The sequence below is a fragment of the Cronbergia sp. UHCC 0137 genome (genome assembly GCF_034932285.1).
Taxonomy (GTDB): Bacteria; Cyanobacteriota; Cyanobacteriia; order Cyanobacteriales; family Nostocaceae; genus Cronbergia.
Genome location: NZ_JAYGHC010000022.1, coordinates 16,549 through 31,872 on the forward strand (window position 1 = coordinate 16,549; position 15,324 = coordinate 31,872).

Annotated in this window: 19 protein-coding genes and 1 pseudogene; 8 read left to right on the forward strand and 12 right to left on the reverse strand. The window is 35.7% G+C overall.

Features of this window, described 5'->3' with window-relative positions; genetic code table 11:
* Window positions 1-8 precede the first annotated feature (8 nt).
* Complete coding sequence (locus tag VB711_RS13235) at window positions 9-806, reverse strand: hypothetical protein (protein WP_323286536.1); 798 nt, start codon at window positions 804-806, stop codon at window positions 9-11.
* 501 nt (window positions 807-1,307) lie between these two features.
* Between VB711_RS13235 and VB711_RS13240 the strand changes: the two genes are divergently transcribed.
* The 3 genes and pseudogenes from VB711_RS13240 (at window position 1,308) to VB711_RS13250 (ending at window position 2,272) form a co-directional block, all read left to right on the forward strand.
* Window positions 1,308-1,733, forward strand: a complete 426-nt coding sequence (locus VB711_RS13240; RefSeq protein ID WP_323286537.1) for a XisH family protein — start codon at window positions 1,308-1,310, stop codon at window positions 1,731-1,733.
* Window positions 1,711-1,995 (forward strand): annotated as a pseudogene (locus tag VB711_RS13245) (cobaltochelatase subunit CobN); the annotation flags it as partial. The gene VB711_RS13240 and the pseudogene VB711_RS13245, both read left to right, overlap by 23 nt.
* 139 nt (window positions 1,996-2,134) lie before the next feature.
* Entirely contained in the window at window positions 2,135-2,272 is a 138-nt protein-coding gene (locus VB711_RS13250) for a DNA cytosine methyltransferase (RefSeq protein ID WP_323286538.1), read from the forward strand.
* 249 nt (window positions 2,273-2,521) lie between these two features.
* On the opposite strand, the gene VB711_RS13255 is transcribed toward VB711_RS13250, so the two are convergent.
* Entirely contained in the window at window positions 2,522-3,289 is a 768-nt protein-coding gene (locus VB711_RS13255; protein WP_323286539.1) for a MinD/ParA family protein, read from the reverse strand.
* Window positions 3,290-3,480: 191 nt separating this feature from the next.
* Here VB711_RS13255 and VB711_RS13260 point away from each other — a divergent pair, with 191 nt between their 5' ends.
* Window positions 3,481-3,693, forward strand: coding sequence for a type II toxin-antitoxin system HicB family antitoxin (locus tag VB711_RS13260; protein WP_323286540.1), 213 nt, complete (start codon window positions 3,481-3,483; stop codon window positions 3,691-3,693).
* 271 nt (window positions 3,694-3,964) lie between these two features.
* Here the strand turns inward: VB711_RS13260 and VB711_RS13265 are convergent, their stop codons facing one another.
* The 6 genes from VB711_RS13265 to VB711_RS13290 form a co-directional block, all read right to left on the reverse strand.
* Window positions 3,965-4,165: a hypothetical protein gene (locus VB711_RS13265; protein WP_015212918.1), complete on the reverse strand. Its 201-nt coding sequence runs from the start codon at window positions 4,163-4,165 to the stop codon at window positions 3,965-3,967.
* Window positions 4,162-4,461 carry a BrnT family toxin gene (locus VB711_RS13270; protein ID WP_015212917.1) on the reverse strand — a complete coding sequence of 100 codons (300 nt, stop codon included), beginning with the start codon at window positions 4,459-4,461 and terminating at the stop codon, window positions 4,162-4,164. The genes VB711_RS13265 and VB711_RS13270 overlap by 4 nt, the downstream gene beginning before the upstream one ends.
* Before the next feature lie 405 nt (window positions 4,462-4,866).
* The gene (locus VB711_RS13275; RefSeq protein WP_323286541.1) at window positions 4,867-5,283 is read right to left on the reverse strand and encodes a type II toxin-antitoxin system VapC family toxin; all 417 of its coding nucleotides are present in this window, start codon (window positions 5,281-5,283) and stop codon (window positions 4,867-4,869) included.
* Window positions 5,283-5,531: a hypothetical protein gene (locus tag VB711_RS13280; protein WP_323286543.1), complete on the reverse strand. Its 249-nt coding sequence runs from the start codon at window positions 5,529-5,531 to the stop codon at window positions 5,283-5,285. Before VB711_RS13280 ends, VB711_RS13275 begins: the two co-directional genes overlap by 1 nt.
* Before the next feature lie 260 nt (window positions 5,532-5,791).
* On the reverse strand, window positions 5,792-6,238 hold the full coding sequence (locus tag VB711_RS13285) for a type II toxin-antitoxin system VapC family toxin (RefSeq protein ID WP_323286545.1): 447 nt from the start codon (window positions 6,236-6,238) through the stop codon (window positions 5,792-5,794).
* Window positions 6,226-6,444, reverse strand: coding sequence for a hypothetical protein (locus tag VB711_RS13290; RefSeq protein WP_323286546.1), 219 nt, complete (start codon window positions 6,442-6,444; stop codon window positions 6,226-6,228). The genes VB711_RS13285 and VB711_RS13290 overlap by 13 nt, the downstream gene beginning before the upstream one ends.
* Before the next feature lie 215 nt (window positions 6,445-6,659).
* Here VB711_RS13290 and VB711_RS13295 point away from each other — a divergent pair, with 215 nt between their 5' ends.
* The 3 genes from VB711_RS13295 (at window position 6,660) to VB711_RS13305 (ending at window position 7,909) form a co-directional block, all read left to right on the forward strand.
* Window positions 6,660-6,938, forward strand: coding sequence for a type II toxin-antitoxin system RelE/ParE family toxin (locus tag VB711_RS13295; protein ID WP_323286547.1), 279 nt, complete (start codon window positions 6,660-6,662; stop codon window positions 6,936-6,938).
* Between the two features lie 76 nt (window positions 6,939-7,014).
* Window positions 7,015-7,326, forward strand: coding sequence for a HigA family addiction module antitoxin (locus tag VB711_RS13300; RefSeq protein WP_323286548.1), 312 nt, complete (start codon window positions 7,015-7,017; stop codon window positions 7,324-7,326).
* A 7-nt stretch (window positions 7,327-7,333) separates the two neighbouring features.
* Window positions 7,334-7,909 carry a Uma2 family endonuclease gene (locus VB711_RS13305; RefSeq protein WP_323286599.1) on the forward strand — a complete coding sequence of 192 codons (576 nt, stop codon included), beginning with the start codon at window positions 7,334-7,336 and terminating at the stop codon, window positions 7,907-7,909.
* 582 nt (window positions 7,910-8,491) lie between these two features.
* On the opposite strand, the gene VB711_RS13310 is transcribed toward VB711_RS13305, so the two are convergent.
* Both VB711_RS13310 and VB711_RS13315 read right to left on the reverse strand, forming a co-directional pair.
* Window positions 8,492-9,415: a DUF4388 domain-containing protein gene (locus VB711_RS13310; RefSeq protein ID WP_323286549.1), complete on the reverse strand. Its 924-nt coding sequence runs from the start codon at window positions 9,413-9,415 to the stop codon at window positions 8,492-8,494.
* Between the two features lie 423 nt (window positions 9,416-9,838).
* Complete coding sequence (locus VB711_RS13315) at window positions 9,839-10,309, reverse strand: hydrocarbon-binding protein (protein ID WP_323286550.1); 471 nt, start codon at window positions 10,307-10,309, stop codon at window positions 9,839-9,841.
* A gap of 906 nt (window positions 10,310-11,215) precedes the next feature.
* On the opposite strand from VB711_RS13315, the gene VB711_RS13320 reads away from it, so the two are divergent.
* Window positions 11,216-12,946, forward strand: coding sequence for a hypothetical protein (locus VB711_RS13320; protein WP_323286551.1), 1,731 nt, complete (start codon window positions 11,216-11,218; stop codon window positions 12,944-12,946).
* 552 nt (window positions 12,947-13,498) lie between these two features.
* On the opposite strand, the gene VB711_RS13325 is transcribed toward VB711_RS13320, so the two are convergent.
* Both VB711_RS13325 and VB711_RS13330 read right to left on the reverse strand, forming a co-directional pair.
* A complete protein-coding gene (locus VB711_RS13325; protein WP_323286552.1) occupies window positions 13,499-14,068 on the reverse strand; it encodes a Uma2 family endonuclease in 570 nt (189 codons plus the stop codon).
* Between the two features lie 110 nt (window positions 14,069-14,178).
* Complete coding sequence (locus VB711_RS13330; protein ID WP_323286553.1) at window positions 14,179-15,084, reverse strand: Uma2 family endonuclease; 906 nt, start codon at window positions 15,082-15,084, stop codon at window positions 14,179-14,181.
* Between the last annotated feature and the right edge of the window lie 240 nt (window positions 15,085-15,324).

Consider the following 15,324-nt stretch of genomic DNA (forward strand, 5'->3'; position numbering starts at 1 on the left):
TTCACTATTTATTTTGTGGCTAATTCAGCAAATGCTTGATCAATTTTCTGTAACATATCTCGGATATGATTTTCAACTAGATCATAATCCATACAAATCATATTCCAAAATTGTTTACCAGCAATACGAGGAATGTTACTTCTGTTTGAAAAAGTCCATTTACCTAAATCAAAAGCTGCTATAAACAAAGGGCTTTGATGGATACTCAATTCTTTTTTTGCTCTTGGTACTTGAGAACCAGTCAATGTTCCTTTTAGAGTTTTTAGTTGCGCAAACTTAACTGTTTCTTCCGAAAAAACTAGAATATCAATTCCAGTAATTTTAATTCCAAATTCAAATTCCGGGTTAATAATATAAGGACTAATATTAGATATCTTTTCCCAGAGACTTCCCATTGTTGTACTCAGACTTCTTGTCACTGAGTTGCTGGTAACTAGCAATTTAGCTCCGCAGAGTTCAAAAAGATTGGATGGGTGAGGATGATGATCAAGTATTGCACTTTTCTTTTCAAAGTCGAGTTTTAACCACTCAATAAAATCATCTGCAAATTTTTCAGTTTTACTACCAATGAGTTGAGATTGTCTATCTAATTCTAAAACAGATCCATTCTGCTTGTCTTGTGCAATTTGGTATTGAAAGTAAGCTGGTGCTATTGAGGAAATAATTTTTCCATATTTATATGCTATGTGTAAATCTTCATCTGCGATGTGAGTCACATCAATTAATGAAGCATGATGTAAAATTAGTGCTTTCCGTTCGTGGACAGAAAGTGGGATTAAAGTTTCAGCAGTTAATTCAGTAGACATACAAAGCTATATTTAACTTATTGAGTTTTCTTAGTATTACTCAAAATTACCCACTAAATTGTCATATTTACTGAAATTTTATTTAATTGTTGGTGTAAAATCTTAATTAGTATAAAAATACTATACAATAGCGAAGGGCTGTTTCTTGGATGCCCGAAGGGCTTTTGTCAGTTCGCTTGTTGGGTGATGAGGGGATGAGCGATAGCGCAAGCGCTCCATAGGAATCGCTGTTTGGGGGTTTGGAGGGTGCGATAGCGAAGCTGACCGAAGGTATCGCTTTTGGGGTTGGGGATGCGATAGCGCAAGCGCTGACTTGTCAGTTCGCTATTTTGAGGATGTGGGGTGCGATAGCGAAGCGCTGACTTGTCAGTTCGCTGTTTGGGGGTTTGGAGGATGTGCGATCGCTGTTTTGCATTTTGGGTAATTTGTTTGTTATATTGTGGGTAATTTGTTACAAATTACATAACCCACATTTTTATAAATAACAATTTTTCACATTATATGTCAGCAAGGGATACTTACCATGAAGCAATTAAAAATGCCTTAATTAAGGATGCTTGGACGATTATTCGTGATCCTTATACAATTAAGTATGAAGAAATACAGTTATTTGCTAATTTATTGGCTGATCGAACTTTAGAAATTGAACGCAATGGACAACAAATTATTGTGGAAATTAAAAGTTTTATTGGTCGTTCAGCTATGCGTGAATTTGAAACAGCTTTAGGACAGTATATTATTTATCGTATTCTCTTAAAAGATGTACTTCCTCAATCTAAAGTTTATTTAGCTATTAGTCGCAGTATTTATCAAGCATTTTTCTTACAAAAGGCTATTTCTAAAATCATAGCAGAAACAAATTTACTTTTAATTGTTGTTGATTTAAACAAGGAGGAAATTGTCAAAAGGTGTGCGGGAACTTTCTAAACGGTTAGTAAATACCACTGGTTGGAGTGCGACTGCTGGCGCTGTGGATAATTGGATTTATGAGGACACGAATGAGACTTTCATCAAAGACGAGGAAATGCAAAAGCGTCTCATGAATCTCAATCCTCATTCTTTCCGCAAGATTGTTTCTACTTTGTTGGAAATGAATGGACGCGGTTATTGGGAGACTAGCGAAGAAAATTTAGACAAGTTACGTGAGTTGTATCAGCAGGTGGAAAATCGGATTGAGGGTATAGAATAGGATTACATAGGCAGATTTTATACCTGCATATTTTTGATTTTTTTGCACGCAGAGGCGCAGAGAAAGAGAGAGATTGGTTTATGATTTGAGTAAAGTGATAATTTTTGTAATTATGGGATGTGGTTATGAATGCTTTAACATGGACTTTGTTCGCATTGTTAAAGAAGTCCAACCCCGTTTTTTCTTAATGGAAAATGTGAAAGGGTTACTTTCTGCTCTACTGTGTCACTGTGTCACAGACCAATTAACCAAAGAGGAAAAGATTACCCACCCTTAGAAACTGATGAAATAGCTGGTGCTGCTTTAAAAATAGCGAAGCACTGCTGCAAGCAGTTCGCCAGTCCGAAATATCCAAACGACCAATTTTCCTTGTGTGACAGTTTAGGGTGCGGAAGGTGGGATAAATCAAAAGGTAAAGAAATGGCTTAACAATTATCGCTTTTTTCTATAGCAAGCACTTCTTCAAAAGCTGGTTCATTTTTGAAATAACCCGTGATTTGTTCTAGTCAGTTTGTTTGTTGAGGAGCTAGGATTTAATAATCATCTGAGCTACTTTATCGATGACTTTACTAATAGGATGATCGCCAAAACGCAAACAGAAAAGATCACTACTTCCTAATTGAATCATTTCTTCTGAAAGAGGCATAATTCCTGCCACAGGGGCATTGTAAAGTTTTTCTACCTGTTCCTGTAAAGCACCAAAATCTACGGCTGGTAGTGCTTTATTAATTAATAACAACATTTTTGCCACTTCCAACCTCCGCACTACCTCAACTGTTACCGCTGTCCCTTGAAAATCTTGGCGATCAGGACGTAAAATCAGTAATACAACATCTGACATAGCGATAGAAAGCAAAGTCTCTTCATTTAGTCCCGGATGGGTATCAATAAACAAAAAATCTAAATCTCGAGCATCAATTAATTCTTGAAAGCCCTCATTCAAAAGATTAAAGTCCAATCCTTCCCTGAGAACTCTAGTAATGTCTTTGGCTTTAATACTAGCAGGAATCAAGTAAATCTTACTACTAGGCTTTCCGGTTTTACCCAAAACTGAACTAACATCATAGGCAGTTTGTTCAATGGGAAAGTTTCCCCAAAGATAATCATTGAGCGTGTATTGAACTTTCTTATCATCAAAACCGAACAGGACGTGAATTCCTGGTGATTGAATATCAGTATCAACTATCCCAACTTTATACCCATAACGCGCTACAATGGCAGCTAGGTTAGCGGTTAAATTTGATTTCCCTGTACCACCCCGGAATGAGTGAATAGATACAATTTTTTTGGACATGATGGTGATGGCAAAAACTTCAAACGTATAAAGTAAAAAGCAAAATCAAGGTCTAACTAGATATCAAAATTGTAACATACCCTGCATAGTTAAAGAAATCTTGAACCTTCAACCCAAACAAGGAAAAGCCAAAGCATATCAAGTTAAACAAGTCCGTGAAATGTTACTTAAATATCAGCTAGGAGGTTAAGATGACTCTGCGCTATGAAATTAATCTCTATTGGAGTGAAGAAGACCAATCATTTATCGCAGAAGTTCCAGATTTACCGGGATGTGTTGCTGATGGAGAAACTTATCAAGAAGCACTGCAAAATATAGAAATTATTATGCAGGAATGGATAGAAACTGCTCAAGAGTTAGGTCGAAAAATTCCTGAACCTACACAGCGTTTAATGTCTGCTTAATTGATGCTTTTGAGGATGTGCGATAGCGAAGTGCTCCGTAGGAATCGCTGTTTGGGGATGTTGGGAGTGCGATAGCGCAAGCGCTGTTTCTTGGATGCCCGGAGGGCTTTTGTCAGTTCGCTATTTGGGGATGTTGGGGGTGCGATAGCGCAAGCGCTGTTTCTTGGATGCCCGGAGGGCTTTTGTCAGTTCGCTATTTGGGATGTGGGAATGTGATAGCGCAAGCGCTCCGTAGGAATCGCTGTTTGGGATTTTGGGAGGGCGATCGCTTTTACTGAATGCTTTCAATTAATTTAATATTATTTCTCAACCATTCATTGACTAAAATTTGCACATCAATGTTTTTTTCATGAGCAATTTTTTTGAAAAAATTATCAACATCTGGTTCAAGGTAAATCGGATAATGAAAAGTTGCATCAGAATGATAAAATTTACCTTGTTCAGCTTGTGAAAAATCATATTCTACTTTCATAGCTTTCTTCCTTGATAATACTGTTGTTCATTAAAAGTTGCTTTTCGTGCTGAAATAATACGAATCAAACATGAATCTTCATCTGTTTGTTCAAAAGTATGAATAACAACCCTTAAAATACCCGTTTCATCTAAACCTATAGTAATCCATCTGTCTTCATAATCACTATGTTCTTCATCATATAAACTTAATTGATATTGATCACGAAAAACAGTTGATGCTAAACGAAAATTGATTTGATGTTTACGAATATTCTGTTTTTCTTTTGCTGGATTCCAATCAAAATTATAACGCAAATTTATAAAATACAAGAGATTAAAGAAGTTGACATCATAATTATACCATAATTTTATACTTCTACAGTGTTAGCGTTAGTTTAACGTTCACGTAGTGTCTCCGATAGGAGAAGGTATCGCTTTTGGAGATGTTGGGAGTGCGATAGCGAAGCTGACCGAAGGTATCGCTATTTGGGGTTTCGAGGGTGCGATAGCGAAGCGCTCCGTAGGAATTGCTGTTTGGGATGTGTAGAGTGCGATAGCGAAGCTGACCGAAGGTATCGCTGTTTGGGGTGTGGGAGAGCGATAGCGAAGCGCTCCGTAGGAATCGCTTTTGGGATGTGTAGAGTGCGATAGCGCAAGCGCTCCGTAGGAATCGCTGTTATGTTAGAAGATATGGAGGAGATTGTGGTGTAATTAATGATGTTATTCAGGCATAATAACGGGAATAACCTGATTTTTATATTGACGATAAATCCTAAAATCACTATCTAAAGTTAAGACACTACTTCCTCTAATTAATTCACTCATTCTTACTAAACAAGCATCAGCTAAAGACATAGGAACGGATTGATATTGTTTCATTAATTGCTTAATTACTGTTACTTCTTCACTTAAATTAAAAGGTATTTTAATTACTTCTGCTTCCAATAAAGATAAAATAGCACTTTCTCCTCCATGAACATTTTGTAATAAAAAACAAGATTCCGCAATAACCGCTTCACAAGTAAATAAAGGAGGGCGTGAATTTTTCCATTTTTCTACTGTCCATTCATGAAAATTATCACTTTTATCAATAAAAGCAACTAAAGGAGAAGTATCTATAATAATTTCTGATTTCATTATTTACCAAATCCTTGAAGATACCTTTTATTAGTAGATAAATCACCAATACCACTTTCTACAGATCCAGCCCACTCTTTAGCTAAATCATAAACTGAAACTTCTTGATTGTCTTGTGACTTTGGTTTTTTACTGTGCATAAATTCCACAAAATCTAAGATAGTTTGTTGCTGTTCAATAGTTAGATTCCTAAATTTCTCTAACAGTGTATTTTCTTGAATTATAGGTTTATCAATTGCTTGAGACATAGTTTTTCTACAACAATTAAACAATTTTCATTAACATTATATCAATTTTTTAAACCTTCTACAACTTATTTTGTGCGATAGCGCAAGCGCTCCGTAGGAATCGCTGTTTTAGGGGTGTGGGGATGCGATAGCGCAAGCGTTCCGTAGGAATCACTTTTTGAGGGTGTTGGGAGTGCGATAGCGCAAGTGCTGTTTCTTGGATGCCCGGAGGGCTTTTGTCAGTTCGCTTTTGGGGATGTGATCGCTAAATTCAAAAATAATCAACTTATTAAATTATTTAAAACCAAAACCGTTAACCCTGGTAAAGAAGGTAAACGAATATCATTTGTCAAGAAAAAAGATGCACCTCCATAAATAGCAGTAGCCATTTGAATAGCATCTAAAGAATGTAAATTATACACGGCTCTTAATTGTGCAGCTATTTCCGCTATATCTGGAGAAAGTTCTATAACCTTTAAAATTTCTTCATCCTCAAAGAGAATATCACGATATTGTTGAGATAATATTATATCTCCACGTCGCAAAGGATAAACTAATACTTCCAGTAAAGTTACAACAGATGTAATTACCTTAAATTCACGATTATTTAATGCTCTAAAAAACAGCCTTACTCTTTCTATATATTCAGGATTTTGCTCAATAAAGTAAATCAGTAGTGCAGTGTCTAAAGCAACCGTTTGACCCTGTAACTGTTCTATCCATTGCATTTTCCACGTTCCTGATTAACATATTCTTGAGCATCAATACCTTGCCAAATTTCCTTACCTAAACCTTCTAAATCTAGGATACTACGCTTTTTTGATTTATCTATAACACGATTACGAACCACTGAGATTAATTCAGCTACTAATTTAAGTTGTTCTTCAGCACTTAAATTTTTAGCTTGTTGTAACAATTCTTGATAATTAGACATACATTTTTTGCTTATTTTATAGTTATAGTTTTTACCCGAATTGAACTATACATAATAGTACCACTGATTATATCATAATTTTATATCGCTTTTGGGGTATGGGAGTGCGATAGCGTAAGCGCTCCGTAGGAATCGCTATTTGGGATTTTGGGAGAGCGATCGCGTAACTGTAGGCAGAAATTTTGTATAATCTACATAATGATATAAAATTCAAGATGATTCAAACATTTAAAAGTAAAGCATTACAAAATCTATTCAGAGAAAATTTTAATAAAGGAGTTCCTGCAAATTTAGAAAAGAAAATTAGAATTAGGCTTGAAGTTATAGACTCAGCTTTAATAGTAGACGATATAAAATTACCGGGATATGATTTGCATGAATTAAAAGGAGACAGAAAAGGAACTTGGTCAATTAAGGTATCGGGAAACTGGCGAATAACTTTTAAATTTGAAGATGGTGATGCTTATGATGTTAATCTTGAAGATTATCATTAATTCCTGTGTTAATATGATATTAATTGGGTAGAGATTGCTAAATAGCAGTAGCCAAATTTATTAAGGAGTATTGATTATGAATAATTTGCAAGATATTACTCAAGATAGATTAGTAAGACCAATACATCCTGGTGAAGTAATTGCAGATATTTTAGATGATTTAGATATTAATCCTAGTAATTTTGCAGAAATTTTAGGAGTATCTAATCAAACAATTCAGGAAATTATTAATGGTGAAAAATCAATTACTGTAGATGTTGCCATTCGTCTGGGTAAAGCATTGGGAAATGGACCAAGATTGTGGTTAAATCTTCAGCAAAAGGTTGATGTTTGGGATGCTTTGCAAAGTCACAAGGAAGAATATGAGCAAGTTATGACATTGGTTTAGAAGAAATATAGATTTTATTACTCTCTATCTACCTCCATCAATTCAAATAACAGATAATCAATTTTTTGAATTATGTCAAATCAATGAATTAATCAAAATCGAACGTAATGCTGATGGTAGTCTGATATTAAAGCCTTTATTGGGTGGTATATCTAGCAATATTAATGCTGGTTTAACTGCTCAATTAGCAAATTGGAACGATGACAAATCACAAGGTCTAGTTTTTGGTTCTGATGTCGGTTTTATTTTAGCAAATGGTGCGATTCGTTTTCCTAGTGCTGCTTGGATAAAGTTAGAAAGATGGGATGCTTTAACTGATGAGGAAAAGGAAAAGTTTCCTCCTATTTGTCCTGATTTTGTCATTGAGTTACTTTCTCCTATTGATAGTTTGAAGACCACACAGCAAAAGATGAAGGAATATATAGATAACGGTGTGCGTTTGGGTATATTAATTAATCGTAAATCTCGACAAGTGGAGATTTATAGACCAGGAAAAGAGGTTGAGGTTTTGGATTCTCCTGCTAATGTTTTAGGGGAAGATGTTTTAAAGGGTTTTGTTTTGAATCTGGGGATGATTTGGTAATATTAGCGATCGCTGTTTTGGGAGGTGTTGGGAGTGCGATAGCGCGAGCGCTGTTTCTTGGATGCCTGGAGGGCTTTTGTCAGTTCGCTTGTTGTCTGATATCTTCAGTAGCACGATTGCGAACAATTACCTAAATGTTAATTCTGTGAATCCTTGACCCGTAAGACTTCATGCAGGTTCTGTATCAGAAATATTTCCGGATTTAAGATTTCGTCTTTGAGAGAGCATGGAAGAACCGAAAATAGATTCAATCCAAGAAGTAGCATCCATAAAACGAATAGGCTCTGGGTAGTATATTAATTCTGTGTATTTTTGGAGGGATTCTCCCGAAAATTATTGGTGTTACCGTAGTTTACACCAAAAACACTTTAATCTACTCCTGACTTTTGATTTTCAGAAAGATTCCTAATCATCTTCAAATTATTGAGTATTAATATTGAATACTATTGGTGATTTATGTTGTTTATTTAACCATTATTCACTAGATTTTGGAAATCTTATCACATAATAAAGTGGGGAAATTCGGTTATAAGACCAAAGTATTGACCACAGAAGATTTCCCCTCCCCTAATCCTATTAGGTTTATTTGCTTCGCAAAAAACCTACTAAATTTTTTAAAAATGATTCACTAACACCAGATTTTTGTATTGATTGACTAACACCAGACTTTTGTATTGATTGATTAACACCAGATTTTTGTGCTGAATGTGGGACTGTTTCAACTAAAGCCTCTTCTGAGATAGTGTTTTCTAATACAGATGTTGAAGTAGAGGCAGTCATAAATTCTTCTTCTGCTAAACCCACTACTATCAATCGAAAGGCTATTTGCTGTACAGTTACCAAGGGTATTCTTAGTTGACTAGCAATATCTTTGAGAGAAACACGTCCGTCTAAAAATTCCCAAACTTGCCATTCTTGGTTGTTTAGCGGAATATTGGGTTGTTTCACCATCAAACTTGATAAACCTGAACTCGGATCTGGCAGCTTTTCTTCTAGAGAACTCCAATTTCGTAAAGACCGCAAACCTATTAATATAACTTCAGTTGAAGTCATACTCAAACCAGTCATTTCACCTAAAGGAAATGTTCTGGTCGGCTCAAATCTAAAGAAAGCTTCCCTGACTGGAAATAAGCTACATATCGGTTGTAGCACTTGGGTATGAAATAACAGTTTTAATTGTTCTGGTTGCAGTAAACCCTGAGACTTGAGGCATAAACCCATAGGTTCACTGATAAAACAGGAAGAAGTTTGCATGACTCTAGAGATCACACGCTCACTTGCCCATCCTCTTTGAGCAATCATTAATGTTAATCCCTGTTCATCTAAGCGATTGGTTACTGTCATAATCCGGCCTTGATGTACCCAGATATAAGAAGTTTTCTTAGTGCTATTTTTCTCTAGTTCATTTCCTAATTCAATGCAAAGTCGTCCTGTCTTTTTACCTTGGTCTAAAAATTGGAGTAATTCAGGTAAAGAAAAGTCTTCAAAATTACCAGTAATAGTCATAAGGTGTCACCCCACGTCTTTCTAATAATCTACATTATATTTAGTGAATACGCGAGTATCTTTATCGTAATTTTACTTAAAACTATTTTTTTTATAAAGTTCTACCAAAAACAACAAATTTGGTCATTTTTTCGATCTAAAACACAAAATTTGGTGATCAGGATCACAGAAAATTTCAAAATAAGAGGAGCGTTGAAAATGGATAAAAGTATATTTACAGATACTGACTAAATCCTGTAATATAAATGATTTCGTTAGCTAGTTTCTCAGGCTGGGATTACCACTCTAGTATCAAATTCAGGAGTTACGCAAAACATAACAAAAATAGAGGTAACTCATGAATTACCTCTACTCAAGGATCAGGTTTGTATCCCGCATTTCTCACAAGTTACGCGGGCTTATTGTCTACTATAACTATACTTATTAGTCAAAGGGAGTAAACTCAAATACATCGTAAGCACCTCCTCGTAATACAGATTCAGTATGGACACCTTTTAAACGCTTGCCTAACACCACCTCTAAAGCTCCCCAAACTGCACCCAAGGTAAAAGTACATTTACGAGTTGAATTTGGTAGTTCACCGGCCGAACATAGGGTTTCAGAGGTGTAGACTTTAATGATGTCACCTTCAGTAATTGTTTTATCAATAATACACAACCGTGTACCTTCTTTTCCCAGTGCTGCACCTATTTTATGGGTGGCATCCTCTAAAGTAGTACCTACCTGGTTCAAACCCAACTCTTGGGCTAGTTGTTTACCCCGCGCTCGGCCTGCTGTGGTGAGAGCGATCGCTGTTGCTTTTTCTCCCAGAGCATCTTCCATACCTGTAATTACTGCTTTAAAGCAAATAATACTACTAAAATCTGTTAATTCTTTTCTGAGCATATTTGGCATATTGATTACGTTAAGTAGAGTAGCTGTTAATTCCGGCAGAGCAGATGATTGTGTTTTTTTATTTCTGAGTCCTCATTATATATAGACACAACTTTAAAGTAGAGGTCTGTTATCTAAAATTTATACTATATTAAGAGTTACGCAATAATATATAGAACTAATGTTCGATTTTTGAAATGCACATAGGGTAGGCAATGCTCACCACAAGCAGGTTTTAGTGGGCTACACTACTGGGAATCTTTCAAGAATCATGTTATTGCATTGTTTTTATCATGATTAAAGATTAATTACAATAAAACCCTCACGGAGCAAGGTTGATAAACAGTTATAACCATATTTTCAAGGAATAAGGTATGTAATCTTATGCTCAGAATGGAGTAGTATCAATTAATTACGCGATTCTATTTAATATGATCTGAGCCAAAAATTATATATTTTGTTATAGACTTAACAGAAAAAATTGATAATAATCAATCTAATCTCACCAGGCATTATTTAATAATGAAGAATTTCCTAAAATTCTCTAAACAGTTAAAACAAATACTGTTTTGATTATTCAATCCATGATTTTTATTGGATTTAGATAAATTTAATCTTGAATAATTGACTAAAATCAATCCGGTTATTATTTAAGGGTTATAGTTATGAGCAGGAGAGTTTTAATTTATTGTGTAATCCCTATATTTCACAACTAAAAATATATAAATTTCAGGATATGCACTTGCAATTTATGTAAATAGATAAAGTCAAGGAAAGAAGATTATAAAATAAACCAAGTTCTTTCCAATGCTCTACTTGTACTTCTGGCATCCATAACTTTCAAGTTAGATATACATCATATTGTTGAGCAACTAAATAACTCAACAAACTGTTTTTTCTGCACATTTTATTTGGAGATTTAGCAAAATGAGTAATCAATACCATAATCTAGCTCAAGAAGCTTTTAAGCAAGATTGGACAAATATATCCCTAATCAATACCAACAATGATTGGAGTAGTGTTGCCAGTATTATTGGTTATCGGGGAGATAATCTCAATTCTTCAAATAATACAGATCCACAAACAATAATTAGTGATGGTACAAATACTCCTCTAAGTATCAATGCTAATCAGAACAATCCCAATATTTTCTCTGGTAGTGGAATAACTGAATTTGAACTCTCTAACCCAGTGGTTGCCTTAAATACTTCAAATTTAACCGATTCTCCCTTTTTATTACTTCATCTCAACACTTTAGACACAAATAAAATTTCAGTTTCTTATACACTGAAAAATCTTGATCAATCTGTCGCTCAAACTACTGAATCAGTTGCTTTACAATATCGTATTGGCAACAGTGGAGACTTTATTAATGTCCCTACTGCTTTCGTTACCGATACCACAATTACTTCAGATATCAATATCAATGCTATCCTACCAAGAGCAGCAGAAAATCAATCAGAAGTGCAGGTACGCATTATTTCAACAAGTACAACTCCAATAGGAATTGATGATATTCATGTATCAGCTAAAGTTCCCGAATATAGAATTGGTGACTTTGGTTGGGATACAGAAAATATTATTACTGATGGTTCAATCATCAATCCAACCCAAGGTGTATTAGGATTTTCTTCTGGCTTTTTAGGTAGTAGTAATACACCTTTAGCCGATAAGACAGTAGGAGCAATATTAAATATTCAAGGTGATGGCAAATCTAAGAATAATTCTGTTGTTTTAGGTGAAGAACCAGCTTTAGATATTATAGACAACAGAGCGCAAATAGAATTAACTTGGGGTGGTTCTCGTTTAGCCAATGAAGTGGGAGATGATCTTGTTATTTATGAAAATGGCAATACTAATTTCTATGAAGGTTATGCTGTAGCAGTGCGTCGAGTATCTGATGGTGAATTTACTTCATTCTTGTACCAATTCAGCGACAGTTTTGATGATAGTGCAGTTAATGGGATTAATGATGATGCCGGTGTGTTTGCTACGGGTTTTGATTTAAGTGATTTTGGATTGAGTTTTGGCGAACAAATTGACGCTATTCGCATTGTCAACTTAATTGAAGCTGATAAAGTTAGCGGTGCAGATGGACAGGGGTTTGTTGATTTAACTGGTATAACTGGATATACTCCATTAAGTGAAGTCGGTGGATCTGCATTTACACGATTTAACCTTGATCCAGATATTACAATGGTAGCAGGACTCCACAATTTACAGAAACCTACTACGAAAATTCACGATATTCAAGGTAGTGATACAACCTTTAATTCTGACTTTGGTGGTGTCCGAACAATTGAGGGTATTATCGTTAATAATCCTCTTGGTTCAAATCAATTGGATGGTTTCTATGTTCAGGAAGAAAACGCAGATTTTGATGATGATCCTCATACCTCAGAAAGAATCTTTGTTTACAACCCATCAGAGTTTTTCTTTGGCAACATTGGTGATAAAGTTCGAGTAACTGGAACTGTTGGAGAAAGCCACACTATTAGGGATATCAACGGTGATACAACTCAAATTAAAGACTTGAGTAGTGTGATAGTTTTAAATGATAATTATGTGCCTGTTGCAACTGATATTCCATTACCTTACTACAACAGTGAGTTACCTTTAGAAAGCAGTTTAGATGAGACTGATTCTTTCTGGATGTGATGGTAGCTTGATAATTTGATTGTTTAGGTAGGGGTTTAGCATTGCTCATTGGTGTCAACTTAGGCTCAAATCGTTGTCCCACAGCCGTTTTACCCCACCCCTTAATCCCCTCCCCTCTTGAGGGGCTACCGTGTACACACAAGTCTTATCAAGATTAAATCGGCGGTTAGAAACCGCAACTACACAGGCAAAACCCACCTCCGTGGGTTAAAAATAAGTAGTTTTTCTTCAGTCCACGCAGGTGGACTTTGTTTGTGTAGCCAAGCCACTGCGTTGGGCGGGTTTCCCGACTTAAAGCAAGTGGCGCGTGATTTCTAATCGCCAGGGCTTGTTTTGGGTAATCAGATCACTTGTGTGTACACCGTAGCTCTTGAGGGGAGGGGAGATTTTGCTTTAGCAAAAGCGGGGGTGGGGTTCTTCTTGATTGTTGGGGAACTGAATAAGTTTGATCTAACGGCATTACAAGAGTTTCATGTTAAGTTGACACGTATGTTGCGTAGCTGCTGAACCCTTACCAGTCTGGGGTTTTCATTGTTGAGTATATTGCTAAGACTACAAATCAAAATTCACATCTTCATACAATTGACTCATCTTCCCCTCAAAGTTAATGCTGTGGAAATGAAAAGATGTTTGTTCTTCGGTGTAATACTGTAAAAGCCACTGTCCATCATTTTGACGACGGAAGCATTCAATCCGTTGTTTTTTGGTATTAATTAAAATATATTCTTGTAAAGTATCGAGTTTTTGATAATCAGTAAATTTATCTCCTCTGTCAAAACCTTGGGTAGAATCAGAAAGCACTTCAATAATTAAACAGGGAAATTTCTTGTATCCAGATGTTTCTTGATTTCGTCGATCGCAAGTAACCATCACATCAGGATAATAAAAGCGATTTAAGGATTCAATTCGGGCTTTCATATCAGCAATGTAGACACGACAGGCAGAACCACGTACATGATTACGCAGCAGTGTTGCTATATTCAGAGCTATAGTAACATGAGAATCGAGTGCGCCAGCCATTGCATAAATATATCCATCAATATATTCGTGTTTGATGGGACTGTTTTCTTCTAATTCTAAGTATTTTTCTGGAGAAATGTAGATTTGGGGGGAAGCAACCATTTTAAGTCCTTTAGTTTTTTTAGTAAAAATCAATCAGGATTAAAAGATGAACAGGATTAAGAATTATTTTTGCCTTTCTTACTCCTGTTATGTGTAAACTTCAGTTTTGTCTATGGAATTTCATCTGGATCAACCCCGATAGATTTTAAGTATGCTATGAGTCTTTCCTTTTGTTGTCGTTCCTGGTTAGTCCGTTGTTGTTCTTGTAAAGCTAAAGCCTCAGCTTCTTGTTTTGCTAGGCTTTCCTGGTCTGCACGTTGTTTTTCCTGGTCTGCACGTTGCTTTTCCTGGTCTGCACGTTGCTTTTCTTGGTCTGCACGCTCATTACCAGTCAATAATATTTCACCATCTTGACTCCACCACCGCAACCACGGTATTTCTGTATCCTGTTGGATGCCTAACTCTACACCCATTTGCGGTATCGGATAATGCCCCCGTTCATTGGCTGCTATTCTCTCATATTTACCGCCTATAAGCTCATAAACCTCGACACTGGCTTTCTTCACTTCATAAATTGCATAAAAAGGGATACGAATGGCTTGTTCATATACCCAAAACTTACCAGCTTTCTTTTTTTCTCCTGTTGTTTCATCAATCTCATTTAATGATGAAGTGTCTCTTTCTTCTGAACCATTGCCTGAGACAAATTCTATGGCAATAAATGGGGCGACAATCTCTTTCCACATTACATAAGAACGGCGATATTCCCCTGCTAATAATGGGTCAACATTAGGCACATAAAACCAATCTGGTGCTTCTGCTCCCTTGATTGCTGGTTCTGTGATTTGCCAATAAATACCACTATCTTGTCCGATGCAATAACGTCCGTCGGGGTGCAGTTTTTGTAAAATTGGTTCTATAGAAGTTGTGAGAATTATGCTTTGAGGTAATTCTTGAAAGTTTTTCACAAAAGTCCCATCTGATTCTGGCAGTTGTGTGTGGTCAGGAAGTGTCTGTTGACTGTATTCGGATGTAGTTGATGTTGGTGGTGCAATAATGGGTTTTGTTAATACCATGGCAACTTCATCAATATAATTTATTTTTTAATTTTAACACAGTTGTTTTATCTGCAAATTTATACGATCGCTCTGTCAACTCTCATTTTAATATAGTGTTGTAAAATCATTATCTCAGTAAATATAATTGTCAACTGCAATACTAAAACTTTGATATTAATGAAAATCACAGAAAAAATTTGTGAGATTTTCGCTAACCATTAAGTAACCTTAATCTTTAGACTCTATACTGTTGATTGT

Bases quoted from the DNA above. Each gene is read 5' to 3' on its own strand.
- VB711_RS13235 (WP_323286536.1), bottom strand. From the start codon at position 806: ATGTCTACTGAATTAACTGCTGAAACTTTAATCCCACTTTCTGTCCAC.
- VB711_RS13240 (WP_323286537.1), top strand. From the start codon at position 1,308: ATGTCAGCAAGGGATACTTACCATGAAGCAATTAAAAATGCCTTAATT.
- VB711_RS13250 (WP_323286538.1), top strand. From the start codon at position 2,135: ATGGACTTTGTTCGCATTGTTAAAGAAGTCCAACCCCGTTTTTTCTTA.
- VB711_RS13255 (WP_323286539.1), bottom strand. From the start codon at position 3,289: ATGTCCAAAAAAATTGTATCTATTCACTCATTCCGGGGTGGTACAGGG.
- VB711_RS13260 (WP_323286540.1), top strand. From the start codon at position 3,481: ATGACTCTGCGCTATGAAATTAATCTCTATTGGAGTGAAGAAGACCAA.
- VB711_RS13265 (WP_015212918.1), bottom strand. From the start codon at position 4,165: ATGAAAGTAGAATATGATTTTTCACAAGCTGAACAAGGTAAATTTTAT.
- VB711_RS13275 (WP_323286541.1), bottom strand. From the start codon at position 5,283: ATGAAATCAGAAATTATTATAGATACTTCTCCTTTAGTTGCTTTTATT.
- VB711_RS13280 (WP_323286543.1), bottom strand. From the start codon at position 5,531: ATGTCTCAAGCAATTGATAAACCTATAATTCAAGAAAATACACTGTTA.
- VB711_RS13285 (WP_323286545.1), bottom strand. From the start codon at position 6,238: ATGCAATGGATAGAACAGTTACAGGGTCAAACGGTTGCTTTAGACACT.
- VB711_RS13290 (WP_323286546.1), bottom strand. From the start codon at position 6,444: ATGTCTAATTATCAAGAATTGTTACAACAAGCTAAAAATTTAAGTGCT.
- VB711_RS13295 (WP_323286547.1), top strand. From the start codon at position 6,660: ATGATTCAAACATTTAAAAGTAAAGCATTACAAAATCTATTCAGAGAA.
- VB711_RS13300 (WP_323286548.1), top strand. From the start codon at position 7,015: ATGAATAATTTGCAAGATATTACTCAAGATAGATTAGTAAGACCAATA.
- VB711_RS13310 (WP_323286549.1), bottom strand. From the start codon at position 9,415: ATGACTATTACTGGTAATTTTGAAGACTTTTCTTTACCTGAATTACTC.
- VB711_RS13315 (WP_323286550.1), bottom strand. From the start codon at position 10,309: ATGCCAAATATGCTCAGAAAAGAATTAACAGATTTTAGTAGTATTATT.
- VB711_RS13320 (WP_323286551.1), top strand. From the start codon at position 11,216: ATGAGTAATCAATACCATAATCTAGCTCAAGAAGCTTTTAAGCAAGAT.
- VB711_RS13325 (WP_323286552.1), bottom strand. From the start codon at position 14,068: ATGGTTGCTTCCCCCCAAATCTACATTTCTCCAGAAAAATACTTAGAA.
- VB711_RS13330 (WP_323286553.1), bottom strand. From the start codon at position 15,084: ATGGTATTAACAAAACCCATTATTGCACCACCAACATCAACTACATCC.